The following is a 15,016-nucleotide window of genomic DNA, read 5'->3' on the forward strand; positions in this document are numbered from 1 at the left end:
GACGGCAATCCCGATCGAGGGCCTCACCGATCAGGAAGAAGCACCTTCCCGATGGCTGAACCGCAGTCTAACGCGCCCCTGCGCGCCCCCGCCGGAGCTCCGGCCTCCGGTGTGATCCACGTCCGCACTCGCCTCACCGCCGACTTCACCGTGGTCGCCAACGCCCTCGCACAGCGCCCCGGCAGCGCGGTCACGGTCGGCGTCGCGATCTACATCCTGTCGCTGCCGGACGGCACGCCCGTACGCATCGACGCGCTGTGCGAGCACTTCACCGAGGGCGAGATCCTCATCTCCCGCGCCCTGCGGGAACTGGAGGCGGACGGCTATCTGGAGCGGCGCCGCGAGCGCTGCCCGGACGGCAGGCTCCGCACCCGGACCTTCTTCCACGACGTGCCGCCCGGCGAGGGCCCCGAACCGCCGCGCCCGCCCACACCGCCGCGCCCGCGCAGGGCACGACCGATCCCACCGGAGCCCGCACCCGCGCCCGAGCCCGAGCCCGAGCCCGAGCCACGGTGCGAGCCCGAGCCCGAACCCGTACTCGACGGCACCGGGCTCGATCCTCGCGCGTCCGTGATCCTGGCCTCGCTGCGCATCGTCGACCGCCGGCTGATCCTTTCCCGGCGCGAGGTCGACCGGCTCGCCCCGGCCGTCACCCAGTGGCTGGCCCACGGGGTCGGCCCCGACGAGATCACCGCCCACCTGACCGAACGTCTCCCGGCCCCTCTCCGCGCCCGCCCGGCCCGCATCCTCGCCTACCGCCTGCGCGAACTCCCCCCACCTCTGCCCGACCGCCCCGCCTCGCCCGCTCCCCTCCCCTGGCAGACCTGCGACGGCTGCGAACGCGCCTTCCGCGCTCCTGAACCAGGCCGCTGCCGCGACTGCCCACCGGCCGCACCCCTGGCGGCGGCATGCTGACCGGCACCACCGGTCTACACGGCCGCAGCACGCGCTCGACGCCATCGTGAGCGCGACCGCACTCGCGTCACCGCCGCCCACCACCGTCCTGACTTCGGATCCCGAAGACCTGCTCCTGCTGTGCGGCACTCGCGTCCGAGTGGTGGGAATCCGACTCGCCGTCGCGGTCCGGCGGGCGAGCACCGTCCAGGGCCACGCGCACAAAGCCCCGGGACTGGATGTCCCGGGGCCGGGCCCGCCGTCACGGCCCGTTCGGGAACGGGCGGGGCGAGCACATGCACATGGCCGAAGAGGCCTTGAGGCAGTTGCCCTCAGATGCCGGTGGTCTGCACCGAGACGACGCCGCTGGCCGCGCCGGTGACCGCGCCGACCGGCACGACGGAGGCGATGGACTGAGCCGCACCGGCGACGTCGCCGACGTTGACGCCGACGCCGTAGCCGTTGACACCCGCGTGGGCGCTGGCTATACCGCCGGAGATGCCGTCGAGCTCGCTGTCGGAAATCTCGGCGGTCTCAACAGAGGTGAAGTCGTTACGCACTTTCTCTCCCTTTTCACATCGGAAAATTGCAGGGCTGTCGACCCGGAGCCACGTCAGGGACCAACAGCAGGGGGCAGATGGCCGCCGCCTCAAGCCCGTCGCGGGCACCTGGTGATCACGACCCCGCGCCACCCGATGACATCACGCCAACGGGCCAACTGGCAACGTACGTTCCGGTTTTCAAACGTGAATACTTCTTCACGACAAAGTCAATTGACGTGCACTTACCGCCGACCCGCCGCAGAGGCGTGTTCCGGGTCGAACCGGTGCGTCAGACGCGCGCGATCAGGGCGTACCGCTCGTCCGTCACCGGACCGCCCCACAGGATCGGGTAGTCGGCCAGCGGATCGACGCGCAGGTCGGTCACGAGGGGGCGCACCTCGGCCGCCAAGTCGTCGGCGGTGACGCCTCCGTGCCAGGGCAGGGTCTCGGCGCCCGCCACGTACGGCACACCGGACCGGCCCGACTCGCGCCAGCGGCCCTCGACGAGGATCAGCGTGCCGCCGGGGCGGAGCCGGCGCGTCCACTCACGCAGCGCCGCGCTCGGATCGGGCAACGTCCAGACGAGGTGACGGCAGAGCAGGACGTCGAACCGCTCGTCACCGGTGGGTGGCGCCGCCGCGTCGCCCACCAGGAAGCGGCCGCTCAGCCCCGCGGCGGCGAACTTGGCACGGGCCTGGTCGACCATGCGCGGCGAGAGGTCCACGCCCGTGACCCGGTGGCCGGCCTCCGCCACCAGCGCGGAGAGCGAGCCCGTGCCACAGCCGACGTCCAGCACGGACGACGGCTCGGAGGGGAGCCGGCCGGTCAGCAGCCCCGCCCAAGCGGCGCGGGTCTCCTCGGCCCGCAGCCCGTGGTCCGGCTCGGCGTCGAAGCCGACGGCGGCTGCGTCCCAGTACGCGGTGATCGCTGTGGAGTAGTCGGTCATCCGTCGATGCTGTCAGCCGGCACTGACACCACCATGGTGGGCGAGCGCCGCGTGCGGGTCCCCCCGGACGGGACTGTGGTCGATGTGGACGGTGGCCGCGGTCAGCCGGGGTACGGCGTGGATCAGGGCGTGTTCGGCCGCGACGGCCAGCGAATGCGCCTGCACGACGGTCAGTTGCGGGTCGACCACGATGTCGGCCTCCGCGCGCAGGGCGTGGCCGATCCACCGCATCCGTACCTGCCCGGTGCCGAGCACCCCGTCCACGCCGCGCAGCGCGCTCTCCGCGGTCTCGACGAGCGCGGGGTCCACGGAGTCCATCAGCCGCCGGCAGACCTCCCGGGCCGCGTCCTTGAGGACCACCAGGATGGCGACGGTGATCAGCAGGCCGACGACCGGGTCGGCCCACCGGAGGCCCAGCGCGGCACCCCCCGCGCCCAGCAGGACGGCCAGCGAGGTGAAGCCGTCGGTACGGGCGTGCAGCCCGTCCGCGACCAGCGCGGCCGAACCGATCCGCCGACCGGTGCGGATGCGGTAGCGCGCGACCCACTCGTTCCCGACGAAGCCGGCCAGCGCGGCCCCGGAGACCGACCACAGGTGGGTGATGTCGCGGGGGTTCAGCAGCCGGTCCACGGCCATCCAGGCGGCGACGGCGGCGGATGCCGCGATGACGGCCACGACGACGACCCCGGCCAGGTCCTCGGCGCGGCCGTAGCCGTACGTGTAGCGGCGGTTCGCCGCGCGCCGCCCCAGGAGGAACGCGATGCCGAGCGGGACGGCGGTCAGTGCGTCGGCGGCGTTGTGGACGGTGTCGCCGAGCAGCGCCACCGAGCCGGACAGGGCGACGATCGCGGCCTGCACGACCGTGGTCACGCCCAGGACCACGAGGGAGATCCACAGGGTGCGCAGCCCCTCGCGGGACGTCTCCATCGCCGTGTCGACCTTGTCGGCGGCTTCGTGGCTGTGCGGCCGGAACAGACGGCGACGGTGGTGGTGACCGTCGTGGTGGGCGTGCGGATGAGTGTGCCGTTTCCCCTCCATGGCACACACCGTGGCACAGGAATCACATTGCGGCTACAGCCGTCATACGTGCTCTGACCAGGTGCGATCCGGTCGCAATTGCGGGATCACTCCTCCCGGTCGCCCTCGTCCTCGTCGTCCTCGTCCTCGTCGGGGTCGTGCAGCGCGCCGCGGAGCCGGGGCTCGACGGGCTCGTCCCACTCGTCCACGGTGCTGTACAGCTCGTTGAGCGCACCCAGCGGATACAGCCACTCGCCGTCCCCCGAGCCCGGCGCCCCCACGAACGGGGTGTCGATCACGAAGGGCGTGGCCGCGGCGAAGAAGGTCGACGGTGCGTGGCCCGTCGGCGGCGTCGGGTCGTACATCCACACAAGCGGATCGTGGGTTCCGCATGCGGCGTACGACCGACGCACCGCCTCTCCGACGTACCAGGTCGCTCCCTGCACGAAGTCGCTGGTCTTCGCGGCCATGACCTCCTCCACGCCGGCGAACCTCTCCCGCACGACGTCTTCCAGAGCGTCCAGCGAAGCGGCGCTGAAGTCCCAGGGCCGGTCGGGCCCCAGGGCGGCGGCCCAGCGCTCGAATGCCGCCTCGCGTTCTTCCAGCCAGACCAGCAGTTCCGGATGCCGCTGCCGGTCGAGGCCCTCATCCATCCGATCACCCATGGGGGCATCGTAGGCACGACTTCCGTCCGCTGCCCCAACCACACTTCGTCACCACAAAGTTGACCCAGGACACGCCCGCATATCGGTTGCCCCATGCGTCGCACCCACTCCTATGGTGGGAGGGCTGGCGGTGACATGTCACGGGGGCCCACCGCCGGCGCCTTCTGTCCCATGAGCCCCCTGCAGGGGACACCACGTTGACAACATCCATACGATCACGCCTCCGGGCGCGGCTGGCAGCCTGCCTCGCGTCCGTCGCCGCAGCCGGAATCCTGGTCACCGGCGTGCCCGCCTTACAGGGGGAAGCCGACGCCGCACCCGGCGCCGTCCGCTGCGACAAGAAGTGGCTCGGCAAGGAGTACGGCTCACCGCCCGCCGGTTCGGGCATCCAGGGCAAGAACCAGCCCTTCAGCCAGCGCCCGCAGAACGAGTGGGACGACTACTGGTTCGAGAATCCCTCCCACGCCTTCGACGGCCTCAAGAAGCCCACCCCGAGGCAGAGCAACGCCGCGGGGGACACCGATGAGGCCGCCCAGAAGTGGAAGAAGAAGTACGAGGCCACCAAGAACCCCCAGTACCGGGTCCTGGAGATCTACGCCCGCTACAACGTCCAGCTCAAGAAGTCGACGGGCGTGAAGGACTGGGGCCTCTGGCTGGACCAGCGTCTGATCGGCTACGAGGCCAACCGGCTCAAGGGCGACGGCTTCGAAGCCAAGGTCGTACGTGACTTCAAGCTCGTCGGCCCGCACTGGATCTGCCAGAAGAACGTCCCGGTCTTCGACAAGGACGGCAAGCCGGTGATCGACAAGCAGACCGGCAAGCAGGCCGTCCGCAAGTACGACGCGTACAACGCCAGGACCAAAGAGTTCGTCGAGTTCAAGTCCAACGGCAAGCACATCCCGAAGCAGCTCCGCTACGACAGCCACATCCTGCGCAACAAGGAGTACAGCGACCACAAGCTGCGCCTGATCACCGGTGCCGAGACCAAGTCCAACACGGTCAAGAAGTACGCCGCGCTCAACAAGCAGCTCGAGACCGAACGGGGCGGCAAGCTGAACCAGGCGACCGTCCGCGAGCACCGATCCACCGGCGCCCCCAGGTGGCGCGCCAACCAGTACACCCGATACAACCCGATCATGAACCCCGACCCGCGCAGGGTCGGCTCCACGGGCCCGATCAACGACGCCGCGTTCCGCTCCGGGTCCACCCCGAGCAACGCCAAGCAGATCCAGCACCAGTACCGCGGCTACAACACCAACGGCGTCTTCGGCCGCGGCGGACCGGGCGGCATCGACTTCTCCACCCTGGAACTGAACTACATCGGCAGCCCCGTCAAGGGCAAGGGACTGGACTACTCGTTCCAGGCTGACTACGCCAAGGACCCGGAGAACAACCCCGGCTGGGGCGGCAAGGCCAAGCTCCAGCTCGCCTCCGACGCCATGTTCACCTGGCTGGCGCTGACCCCGGACAAGTTCTGGGTCAACCTCAACCCCGACCAGCCCGACAAGATCATGGACAAGACGTTCGGGAAGACCGACGCCGGCCGGGTGCTCCTCGATGCCGACCTCGAGATGAAGCACGACTACGCGAAGGACATGGACCCCCGCGAAGGCGTGGGCAAGAGGTACTGGGAGGCCATGCAGGCCGCGAACATCCCCTGCGGCCACGGGGTCAGGCTGTGGATCGTCCCCAAGACCGCCGACGTCCGCGTCGAAAAGGACGGCATCTACATCCTCGACGCGCCGCTGAAGGTCAACTCCGAGCCCCAGGACGTCGACCACCCCGACCCCAATGGCACGTGCAACCTGACCGATGGGCAGATCCGTACCTCCCAGCGCCTCCTGGAGCAGTACGTCATCCCCGACGTCGAGAAGAAGGTCAACACCGGTCCCGCCTACGCCGACCTGCGCCGCGTCTACGCGTCCCGCGTCGCCGCCGAGTACATCCGCGACCAGGACAAGGACCACGCCACGGACTTCCGCCCGATCATCAACAGCGACAACGTGGCGCGCTGGCCGATGAGCGACGAGCACAAGGACTGGACCCCGAAGAAGACCTGGGACGCCTACATGAAGTCCTACACGGAAGGCGACTACAGCTACCCCTGCAACATCGGCGGCCAGAACAAGACCTGCGTCATGGGCGGCGTCGACTTCTCCAAGGCGCCCAAGCGCAACATCACCAAGGTCCGATTCGAGGCGGAGCACCCGCGTCTGGACAAGGACACCAAGACCTCGGTGAAGACCGAGATCTCCTACCGCGACGGCAGCACCGCCCTCATCGGCGGCAACGGATCAGGCCGGCCGGCAGGCGGCGACGAGGACCCGATCCCCACGCCCACGCCGACGCCGACACCGACCGACGGCCCGTCCACCCCGGCACCGTCCGACACCCCCACCCCGCAGCCCAGCACCCCCGGCGGTGGTGAGCCGACCACGCCTCCGGCGAAGGACCCGGACGGCGACCTCGCCGACACCGGATCCGACACTCCCGTCGCTCTGATCGCAGGCGTCGCGGCCGCCCTCGCGGCCGCCGGCGCATCCCTCACCTGGTGGATGCGCCGCCGAAAGGCCGGCACCAGCTGACCCTGACACCGGCGAGCACACCTTCGGCCCCGCACCGTCACCGGGATGCCGTTGGCTAATTCGCCCCGTTGAGCTTGTGCTCGGCGGGGCGAAGTGCTGTCAGGTGGGAGGTGCGGGTTCGGGCTCGGGGCCTGTTGGTGCTCCAGGCGTCCATGCGTGCGAGGTTGATCGCGGTCGCGGTGAGTTGGTGCTGGAGCCGGGTCTTGGCGAGCCCGTGGTAGCGGCATTGGCGCAGGCCGGTGACTCGGACGGCGTGGGAGATGGTGCCCTCGATGCCGTTGCGGGCCGCGTAGCGTTCCCGCCACTCGGGGGTTCCCTCTGCGGCGCGGGCCTGCCGGATTGCTTCGTGTTCGGCGCGGGGCCGGAGCGTGATCTCCCGGTGGGGCCGGGTGGTTGAGTTGATGCACTGGGGCCGGGAGGGGCAGGAGCGGCAGTCCTTGGGTGAGAACTGGATCCGGATGACAGGGGTGCCGCGGTGCGAGAGCGCGTCACGCCACTGGCTGGTGGTCATGCCGTTCGGGCAGGTCACGGTCTTGTTGTCCCAGTCCACGGTGAACGCATCCTGCCCGTAGGGTCCGGCGGCCTGGGCGGTGGTGTTGCCTGCGATGGGGCCGGTCAGGGTGACGTCGTGCCGGGTCTGGGCGGTGACGATGCGGGGACCGTCGAGGTAGCCCGCGTCCAGCAGGTGTTCGCCGGGCAACAGGTCTTTGTCGGCGAGACTGTCGTGGACGGTGTCGGTGGCCTTGATGTCGGGGACGGTGGCGTCGCTGGTCAGCACGTTCGTGATCAGGTGAACAGTGTCCGGGTCGCAGGTCTCGGTGAGATGGACTTTGAACCCGTCCCATTTGATGTCGCGCTTCACGCTCGCGCGGGCCTCGGTGTCATAGGGACTGACCAGGCGCAAAGCGCCCGGCGGGCACTCTTTTGGGTCCCGCCACCTCACCTCGCCCTCCATGTCGACCGCGTACTGCTGCACCCACGCGCGACGCAGAATCTGGACGGCGGGCAGCTCGCGCAGCCAGCAGGGCGCGTGAGCGGCGTGCACGTTGGTGAGCAGGCGCATTCCGTCCCGGCCGGTCTGTTCCGCCAGCTCAGTGCGCCTGCCGCGGCCCGAGGGCAGCCAGTAGTCCTCCGGCCGGGCGGCATACCGGTCGAACCATGCCGGATCGGCATGGCCGGTCAGCCACTCAGGGGCGGCTGCCGCGACCGCGTTGAGCGCCGCCCGCAGTGTCTCGATGACGAACTCCAGCCGGTTCAGCGACCGGATCGCGGCCAGCACATGCGTGGAGTCCGTCCGCGCTCGCCCCGGCGGCTTCAGCACACCCGCCTGCCGGGCGGCGTCCAGGACCCGGTCGAAGACCATTTGCCCGGCCTCGGCCTCGACCAGCCGGGCACGGAACTCGCACAGCACGGAGTAGTCGAACCCCGCATCGGTCAGTTCCAGGCCCAGGGCGTACTTCCAATCGATCCGGGCCCGCACCGCCAAGGCCGCCTGCCGGTCGGGCAGGCCCTCGGCGAACTGGAGCACCGACACCAGCGCCAGCCGGCCCGGCGACACCGCGGGCTTCCCCCGGGCCGGGAACAGACCGGCGAACTGCTCATCGGTGAACAGCACCCCCAGCTCGTCCCGGAGCCGGATCGCCAGACTCCCCTTCGGGAATGCCGCCCGAGCCACCCGCACCGTCTCCGCCGGAACATCCCCCGGCTCCTCCGGCTGCATCGACATCGACACCCTCCCCAAACGACAACGTCGGCCTTCAAGACCACAACCAGGTTTTGAAGGCCGACGTCACGCCCGGCCCCGGATTAGCCAACGGCATCCCGTCACCGGTGCGGGGCCGAAGTGCCGTCCAAGGTCTAGGCGTCGAACCAGCGGTCCCGTGCCAGTTCCTCCGTGCGGGACGGGTCCTCCAGCAGCGCCGCGACCTCGAAGCGGCGGGGCCACTGGCCCGCCGCCCAGGCGAGGCCCGCCGCCACGCCCTCCAGCGTCGCGGCGTGCAGCACGCCGTCCGGGGTGCGGCGCCAGTCCAGCTCCGTGCCGCCCGCGACGAGTTCCTCGTGCTCGACGTACGAGGCCGGGGTGGCCCGGCCGAGCAGGACCCGGACGGACTCCGGGACGTCGTGCTCCTCGCCCTCCGTCGTGACGTCCGCCTCGACGGTCTCGCTCAGCCGGCGCACCTGGAACAGCTCCGCCAGGTCGGCGGCCCGGGTCGGGGCCACCGGGAGCAGCGCCAGCCCGGCGGTCAGGGGCAGCAGGTCGGGGGTGTCGGCGACGACCGCGTCGGCGGCGTCGACGACCCGTACCTCACCGTCGACGACCGCGCGCAGCTCGTCGGGGAGCGTGACCTGCTCCGGGTCCATGTCGGCGAGAGCCGTGTACAGGGCGTGGAGCTGGCGGCCCGTCACGTCGCGGTCCGGGTCGGCGAGGCGGGCCAGCAGCTCCGCCGCGCCGCCCGGCTCGTCGAGGAGCGCGGCCACGGACGTGCGCACGCCGAGCGCGTGCAGCACCTGCGCGTCCCCGAAGCCGGTCGTGTCGGCGGACTCGTACAGGCCCTCCAGCAGCGGGTCCGCGCCCGAGGCGCGCAGGCCGGCCGGGCGGCGGCCGTTCAGCACCGGATGGTCGCGCAGCCACCACGCCGTGTACGGGCGGACGGTCTGTGTCGTGCCGTCCGGCAGCAGGACGCGCACGTTCTGGATGAGCGCGTCCCGCAGCGGCGGCTGGGCCAGCAGGGCGAGCGCCTGCGGCCAGCGGTCGTCGTCCACCAGGTCCAGGTCGCGCACGGCGACGATCTCCGTGGCCACCGGCGGCACGGGCGTGTCCGGCAGGCGGTCGAGGACGTCCTCGCACCACACGTCGACCGCGTCGAGCAGGCCCGCGTCGTCGGGCTCCGCGAAGTCCCCGTCGCGCGGTTCGAGTTCGTCCGGGTCGAGGACGACGTCGGTGGCGCGGACGAGGGCGAAGCCGGCGAGGACACCGCAGGCGGCGAGCGGCTGCTCGCCCCATCGCTCGGCCAGTTCGGCGTCGCACAGGGCCAGTTCGCCCTCGCGCATCACCGACGCGAACGGGCTGCCCGGCAGCACCAGTTCACCGGCCGGGGCGAGTTCACCGTCCTCGTCGGGCAGGGCCAGAGCGCCGAGCCACGGCTCGTCGCCGGGGTCCAGCTCGGCCTCCCTGACCAGGGCGAGGACCGTGTCCGCCAGCTCCTCCGCGTCGAGCGTGTCCGCCTCCTCGTCCCACACCTCCCCCTCGTCCAGGGACGCGGCGACCGCGGCCCGTACCTGGGGCGTCGTGAGGACGGCACGCGGGGTGGCGGGCAGGGCGCCCAGCTTCTCCAGCAGCGGGTGCGCGGCGTCCGGGTGGACCACCTTCAGCCCCAGCCGGGTCAGGTCCGCCGGGGTGTCGGCCAGCGGCAGCAGGGTCTGCCGAGGACCGATGGTGGTACGCGAGTCGGCGAGCGGCACCGGCAGACCGGTCAGCCGGTCCGGGTCGACCCCGGCGAGGCTCTCGTAGAGCCGCCGCCACCAGGCCGGTTCGCGTTCCAGACCGGCGAGGCGGTCGATCGCCTCGGTCAACGGCACCCGTGCCACACCCAGGGTGCGCAGCTCCACCCGGCGCTCGAGACCGGCGGGCAGCAGCGTCGGCATCACCTCCGCCAGCACGCGCACCGTGTCCGTGCCCGCGCCCTCCAGCACCTCCGCCTCGACGGGCCGCAGACCACCGGTGGTCACCCGGTCCGGCAGGCCGGTGTCCTCGTCGGACAGTCCCCCTACGCCTAGCGGCGTGAGAGGTACCCCCTCGCGCGGACTGGCCGCCTCCAGGAACGCGACGCGCGGCAGGCGCGCCAGAATCGCCGCCCGCAGCACGCCGTCGAGCTCGCCCTTGCCGAGCGGGCCGGGCACCAGGTCGATGACACCGGTCGTCACCGGCTGCCAGGCGCCGAGGAGTTCGGCGTACGCGTCGGCCGCCCGCTCCACCAGGAAGTCCGTGAGCGGCCCGCGGGCCGGGTGGCGGCGGGTCGTGTCCAGCGGCAGCGACGCGATGAGCAGCGCCGGTACGCCGAGGGGTTCGTCGGTCGGCGTCGGCGCGTGGACCACGGGCTGGGTGAGCGGGCGGACGGGCGCGCCGTCGTCGTCGACCGGCACCGCCCAGGTGACCGCCCAGTGGGGGCGCAGACGCTCCTCGACGGGCCGGTCCGCGAGCAGTGCCGACTCGATCGCGCCACCGTGGCTGACGACCCGCCAGCGGCGTTCGCCGTGCACGCTGTCCTCGACCCGGACGTACGGGTCCTGCTCGTAGCGCTTCAGGACCCGTACGGCGCCCGGGGTTTCGACGACGATCTCGGCGAGGCCGGGGAGCGTCAGGAGCAGCGCGTCGTCGATGCCGGTGAGCAGCCGCTCGACGAGGTCGACGGCCGCGCCGTCCCGCAGCGGCAGCACCACGACCGTGTCGTAGCCCTCCGGCGCGGTGCCCTCCGCGGGCATCGGGAGCCGCAGCAGCGGTACGTGTCCCTCCCGTCGGCGCAGCTCGTCCCCGAGGCCGGGGCTGGCCTTCGCGACCTGCGCGGTCAGCTCCCTGGCCTCGGCCAGCGACCAGCGCACGCCGCCGTGGCGGCCGACCACGGCCGGCTCGTCACTGACGGCGAGCACGGCGGCGAACCCGACACCGAACCGGCCGACGGCCGCCTCGTGGCCCTCACGCTTCGCGGAGGCGCGCAGGGTGCTCAACGACTCGACGCCGGTGGCGTCCAGCGGGGCGCCGGTGTTCGCGGCGGCGAGCGTGTTCTCGCTCAGGGTCAGCCGCAGCCGGCCGGGGACACCGGCGCGGGCGGCGGCGTCGGCCGCGTTCTGGGCGAGCTCGACGACGAGACGGTCGCGGTAGCCGCCGAGGGCGAGGTCCTCCTCGGCGTTCGCGTCCTCCCGGAAGCGGGCGGGGCTCGCACCCCACGCGTCGAGCACCCCGCGCCGCAGCCGCGCCGTCCCGAACGGGTCGGCCCACTCGGTCGTCCTGACGCTCACGCTGTGCTCCGCTCTGTTACGGCTGTCGCTTACGGCCACGGCCCCCGGGTCGGGCGGCTCGCGCCGGTCCCGAGTGCTGATGCGCCCGAAGGTACCGCGTGCGGGGGTGGGGGTGACGCGCGGCGAGGGGGGTGTCCGCTGCGCGGAGCCGATCCCCTCCCCGCCCCTTCCCGAAACCGGGGCAGGCCCCGGGCCCCGTCACGGGGCTCTGCCCCGGTCCCTGTACCGGCGCGCGGCGGACTCCGCCCGGGCCCGGTTCGGGAAGGGGCGGGGTGGGGTGGGGTGGGGGAACGGCCCCCGCGCAAACGGGGCGCTTACGTGCCCCCCGAACGCTACGAGTGCCCCAGGTCCTCCGACTCACCGTCGGGCTCCGTCGGGACGGAGCCCCCGTCGCGGGGCGGGCGGATGACGAACTCGTCCGCCGCCATCGAGTCCAGAACCGGCGGCGCCGGCGTCGGCGGCTTCGGCATCACGGCCGCCTCCGAGTGCCCGCCGCAGCCGTACGCCAAGGACACCACGCGCCCGTCCGCCGGCGAGAACTCGTTCGCGCACACGCCGAAGGCCTGCCGCAGAGAGCCCCCGATGGGGACCAGGAAGCCGCAGGACTCGCAGGACGCCGGGGCCGCCTGGGCCATGGGCGTCTTCGCGCCGTAGGACTCGTCCCAGCGGTCGGCCGCCGTGTGCAGCCCGTACCGGGACAGCACGCGCGCCCGGCGCATGCCCAGTTCCTCGGCGAGCGCCGCGATCTGGCCGCGCCCGTTGTTCGTCGTGGCCTCGATCGCCGGCCTGCGGTCCGTGAGCTCCGCGTCCTCCGCCTCGACCCGCTCGACCAGGTCGTGCGACGGCGGGTGCTCGGCGAGGACCGAGTTCGGCGGCGGCTCGTCCTCGCCGCTGTAGCCGGGCTCCAGCCGCAGGTCCTCGGCGTCGGTCGGCAGCAGGTCGCCGGGCCCCATGTCACCGGGCCGCAGCCGCTCGCTCCACGGCACCCACTCGGGAGCCAGCAGGGCGTCGGGGCCGGGCAGCAGGACGGTTTCGTCAAGCGTGACGACCTTCGCGCGGGAGGCGCGGGTGACGGTCACGGCCCAGCGCCAGCCGCGGTAGCCGGGCTCCTGGCACTCGAAGAAGTGCGTGACGACCCGGTCTCCCTCGGAGACGAGCGACACATGCTCTCCGACCACCCCGGGCGCGGCGGCCTCCTCCGCGGCATGCCGGGCGAGGTCTACCGCCTCGGCGCACAGGCGGTCGGGGGTACGGCTTCGCGTCGCAGCACTCACTAGTCTCGCTTCTCTCCTACGCCGTCTCACGGATGCGCTCGGCCGATGAAGAGGTACGGGGCAGGGCGGCGAACGGAGCGGACCAGGGGGCCGCATCGACGTCCACACGCCCGGACCGTCCAGATCCCGGGCACACCTAACGTCATCCATTCTGCGGGATGCCGAAGAGGCGCGCGGCCGAGAACAACCGCCGGTGGCGCGCTACGCACGCTACCCCTTCCTACGCCCGCCGCCCACCTGCCCGTCCCAACACGGGACGAACCGACAGCGACGGAGCGGCGGCACAACCGGTCCGCACGGGCCCGCGCACACGCGGCAAGAAGGAAACACGCCGCACGGCGGGCCGGCGATCACGGTTCGGGACGGCAGGGCTTGGGGCACTATGACGGGGTGGCAGCCGCAAGGTCGTCCCGCTCCGACGGCCCGGTCCGCAAGGCGGGCCGGACGGTCGGCCGCGCCCTGCACCTACCGTTCACGGGCACCGCGCGCGGCATCCGCAGGGCGACCCACGCGCACGGCGCGGGCGAATCCGGTCTCGGGAAACTCATCGAACTGCACGCCGTGAACGGCGCGGGCGACGTCATGATCACCGTGGCGCTGGCGTCCACGGTGTTCTTCTCCGTACCGACCGACGAGGCCCGTGGCCGCGTCGCCCTCTACCTGGCCATCACCATGGCGCCCTTCACCCTGCTCGCTCCGGTGATCGGCCCCCTTCTCGACCGCCTCCCGCACGGCCGTCGCGCGGCCATGGCAGGCGCGATGCTGGCCCGCGTGCTGCTGGCGGTCCTGCTGTCGCGCGCCGTCGTGTCGGGCAGCCTGGAGCTCTATCCGGAGGCACTGGCGGTGCTGGTGTCCTCCAAGGCGTACGGGGTGGTGCGCAGCGCCGTCGTGCCACGGCTGCTGCCACCGAAGTTCTCCCTGGTGAAGGCGAACTCCCGGGTGACCCTGGCGGGCCTGCTGGCCACCGGTATCGCGGCGCCGATCGGAATCGGGCTGCAGCAGATCGGGCCGCAGTGGCCTCTGTACGGAGCCGCCGTGCTGTTCGCTCTCGGTTCGTACTGGGCCTTCACGATGCCGCACAAGGTCGACTCGGCGAAGGGCGAGACGCCGGTGCAGGTGATCGCGCACGGCGAGAAGAAGCCGTCCCTGCGTACGGTCGGCCCTTCGGTGCTGTACGGCCTCCAGGCGAATGCGGCGCACCGCGCGCTGTCCGGGTTCCTGATCTTCTTCCTGGCGTTCCTGCTGCGCGAACATCCGCTCTCCGGTCAGTCCGCCGCGGTCTCCCTGGCCATGGTGGGCGTCGCGGCGGGCACGGGCAACGCGCTGGGCACGGCGATCGGCGCATGGCTGAAGGCCCGTGCCCCTGAGGCGATCATCGTCACGATGCTGACGCTGGTCCTTGGGGCGGCCGTCACGGCGGCGGTCTTCTTCGGCACTGGCATGGTGGCGGTGCTCGGCGCGATGGCCGGGCTGTCGCAGGCGTTGTCGAAGCTCTCCCTGGACGCGGTGATCCAGCGTGACGTCCCGGAACAGGTCCGGACGTCGACGTTCGCACGGTCGGAGACGCTGCTGCAGATGGCGTGGGTGGTGGGCGGCGCGATCGGCATCGTGCTGCCGCTGAACGGCGTGCTGGGCATGAGCGTGGCGGCGTGCATCGTCGCGACGGGGGCGGTGGCGTCGTGCCGCGGCCTCCTGACCGCGGCGCGGCACCGGCCGGGGACGCCGAGGGCGCGGGTGGCGTAGGCGGGGGTGGGTGCGTTTGGCGCCTGCGGCGGGCTTGCCCCCACCCCGCCCCTTCCCGCTGCACCGATGTGCGGCTCCGCCGCGCGGCGGGGCAAGCCCCGGACCCCGGTACCGCGCTCCGCGCGGTGGCCTCAAACGCCGGCCGGGCTCGATGTACCGCTGCGCCGCACACCAACCGGCGGCGGCAACTCCAGCCCCGCCGACGATTGAGGCGCCGGGCTCGGGACCCCGACAAGACCGGCCAGCTCCCCCGCCGGCGATTGAGGCGCCGGGCTCGGGACGGAGCCCCGACAAGACCGGCCAGCACCAGCCCCGCCGGCGATTGAGGCGCGGG

The 15,016-nt window shown here is 72.2% G+C and carries 10 protein-coding genes and 1 pseudogene; 4 read left to right on the forward strand and 7 right to left on the reverse strand.

The features are described from left to right. The first annotated feature begins 51 nt into the window (after window positions 1-51). A complete protein-coding gene (locus tag OGH68_RS16115) occupies window positions 52-915 on the forward strand; it encodes a hypothetical protein (RefSeq protein WP_264244683.1) in 864 nt (287 codons plus the stop codon). Next, window positions 912-1,066, forward strand: a pseudogene (locus tag OGH68_RS16120) (DNA-binding protein); the annotation flags it as partial. The gene OGH68_RS16115 and the pseudogene OGH68_RS16120, both read left to right, overlap by 4 nt. A 160-nt stretch (window positions 1,067-1,226) precedes the next feature. Here the strand turns inward: OGH68_RS16120 and OGH68_RS16125 are convergent. The 4 genes from OGH68_RS16125 to OGH68_RS16140 form a co-directional block, all read right to left on the reverse strand. Next, window positions 1,227-1,454 carry a hypothetical protein gene (locus tag OGH68_RS16125; protein ID WP_264244684.1) on the reverse strand — a complete coding sequence of 76 codons (228 nt, stop codon included), beginning with the start codon at window positions 1,452-1,454 and terminating at the stop codon, window positions 1,227-1,229. A gap of 271 nt (window positions 1,455-1,725) precedes the next feature. Continuing rightward, window positions 1,726-2,382, reverse strand: a complete 657-nt coding sequence (locus OGH68_RS16130; protein WP_264244686.1) for a class I SAM-dependent methyltransferase — start codon at window positions 2,380-2,382, stop codon at window positions 1,726-1,728. A gap of 12 nt (window positions 2,383-2,394) precedes the next feature. Beyond that, complete coding sequence (locus OGH68_RS16135; protein WP_264244688.1) at window positions 2,395-3,420, reverse strand: cation diffusion facilitator family transporter; 1,026 nt, start codon at window positions 3,418-3,420, stop codon at window positions 2,395-2,397. Window positions 3,421-3,506: 86 nt separating this feature from the next. Further along, window positions 3,507-4,064, reverse strand: coding sequence for a hypothetical protein (locus tag OGH68_RS16140; protein ID WP_264244689.1), 558 nt, complete (start codon window positions 4,062-4,064; stop codon window positions 3,507-3,509). A gap of 284 nt (window positions 4,065-4,348) precedes the next feature. Here OGH68_RS16140 and OGH68_RS16145 point away from each other — a divergent pair, with 284 nt between their 5' ends. Beyond that, the gene (locus OGH68_RS16145) at window positions 4,349-6,649 is read left to right on the forward strand and encodes a hypothetical protein (RefSeq protein WP_264244691.1); all 2,301 of its coding nucleotides are present in this window, start codon (window positions 4,349-4,351) and stop codon (window positions 6,647-6,649) included. A gap of 55 nt (window positions 6,650-6,704) precedes the next feature. On the opposite strand, the gene OGH68_RS16150 is transcribed toward OGH68_RS16145, so the two are convergent. The 3 genes from OGH68_RS16150 to OGH68_RS16160 all read right to left on the reverse strand — a co-directional run bounded on the left by OGH68_RS16150 (window position 6,705) and on the right by OGH68_RS16160 (window position 12,939). Continuing rightward, window positions 6,705-8,375 carry an IS1182 family transposase gene (locus OGH68_RS16150; RefSeq protein ID WP_264243054.1) on the reverse strand — a complete coding sequence of 557 codons (1,671 nt, stop codon included), beginning with the start codon at window positions 8,373-8,375 and terminating at the stop codon, window positions 6,705-6,707. Window positions 8,376-8,506: 131 nt separating this feature from the next. Next, window positions 8,507-11,665, reverse strand: a complete 3,159-nt coding sequence (locus tag OGH68_RS16155; RefSeq protein WP_264244693.1) for a sacsin N-terminal ATP-binding-like domain-containing protein — start codon at window positions 11,663-11,665, stop codon at window positions 8,507-8,509. Between the two features lie 332 nt (window positions 11,666-11,997). Further along, window positions 11,998-12,939, reverse strand: a complete 942-nt coding sequence (locus OGH68_RS16160; RefSeq protein WP_264244695.1) for a DUF3027 domain-containing protein — start codon at window positions 12,937-12,939, stop codon at window positions 11,998-12,000. 390 nt (window positions 12,940-13,329) lie between these two features. Between OGH68_RS16160 and OGH68_RS16165 the strand changes: the two genes are divergently transcribed. Continuing rightward, entirely contained in the window at window positions 13,330-14,682 is a 1,353-nt protein-coding gene (locus OGH68_RS16165; protein WP_264244698.1) for an MFS transporter, read from the forward strand. The last annotated feature ends 334 nt before the right edge of the window (window positions 14,683-15,016 follow it).

Source organism: Streptomyces peucetius, from assembly GCF_025854275.1.
In the GTDB taxonomy this organism is placed as follows: domain Bacteria; phylum Actinomycetota; class Actinomycetes; order Streptomycetales; family Streptomycetaceae; genus Streptomyces; species Streptomyces peucetius_A.

Excerpts from the sequence above, each read along its gene's own strand:
- OGH68_RS16115 (WP_264244683.1), top strand. The coding sequence starts at position 52 with ATGGCTGAACCGCAGTCTAACGCGCCCCTGCGCGCCCCCGCCGGAGCT.
- OGH68_RS16130 (WP_264244686.1), bottom strand. The coding sequence starts at position 2,382 with ATGACCGACTACTCCACAGCGATCACCGCGTACTGGGACGCAGCCGCC.
- OGH68_RS16135 (WP_264244688.1), bottom strand. The coding sequence starts at position 3,420 with ATGGAGGGGAAACGGCACACTCATCCGCACGCCCACCACGACGGTCAC.
- OGH68_RS16140 (WP_264244689.1), bottom strand. The coding sequence starts at position 4,064 with ATGGGTGATCGGATGGATGAGGGCCTCGACCGGCAGCGGCATCCGGAA.
- OGH68_RS16150 (WP_264243054.1), bottom strand. The coding sequence starts at position 8,375 with ATGTCGATGCAGCCGGAGGAGCCGGGGGATGTTCCGGCGGAGACGGTG.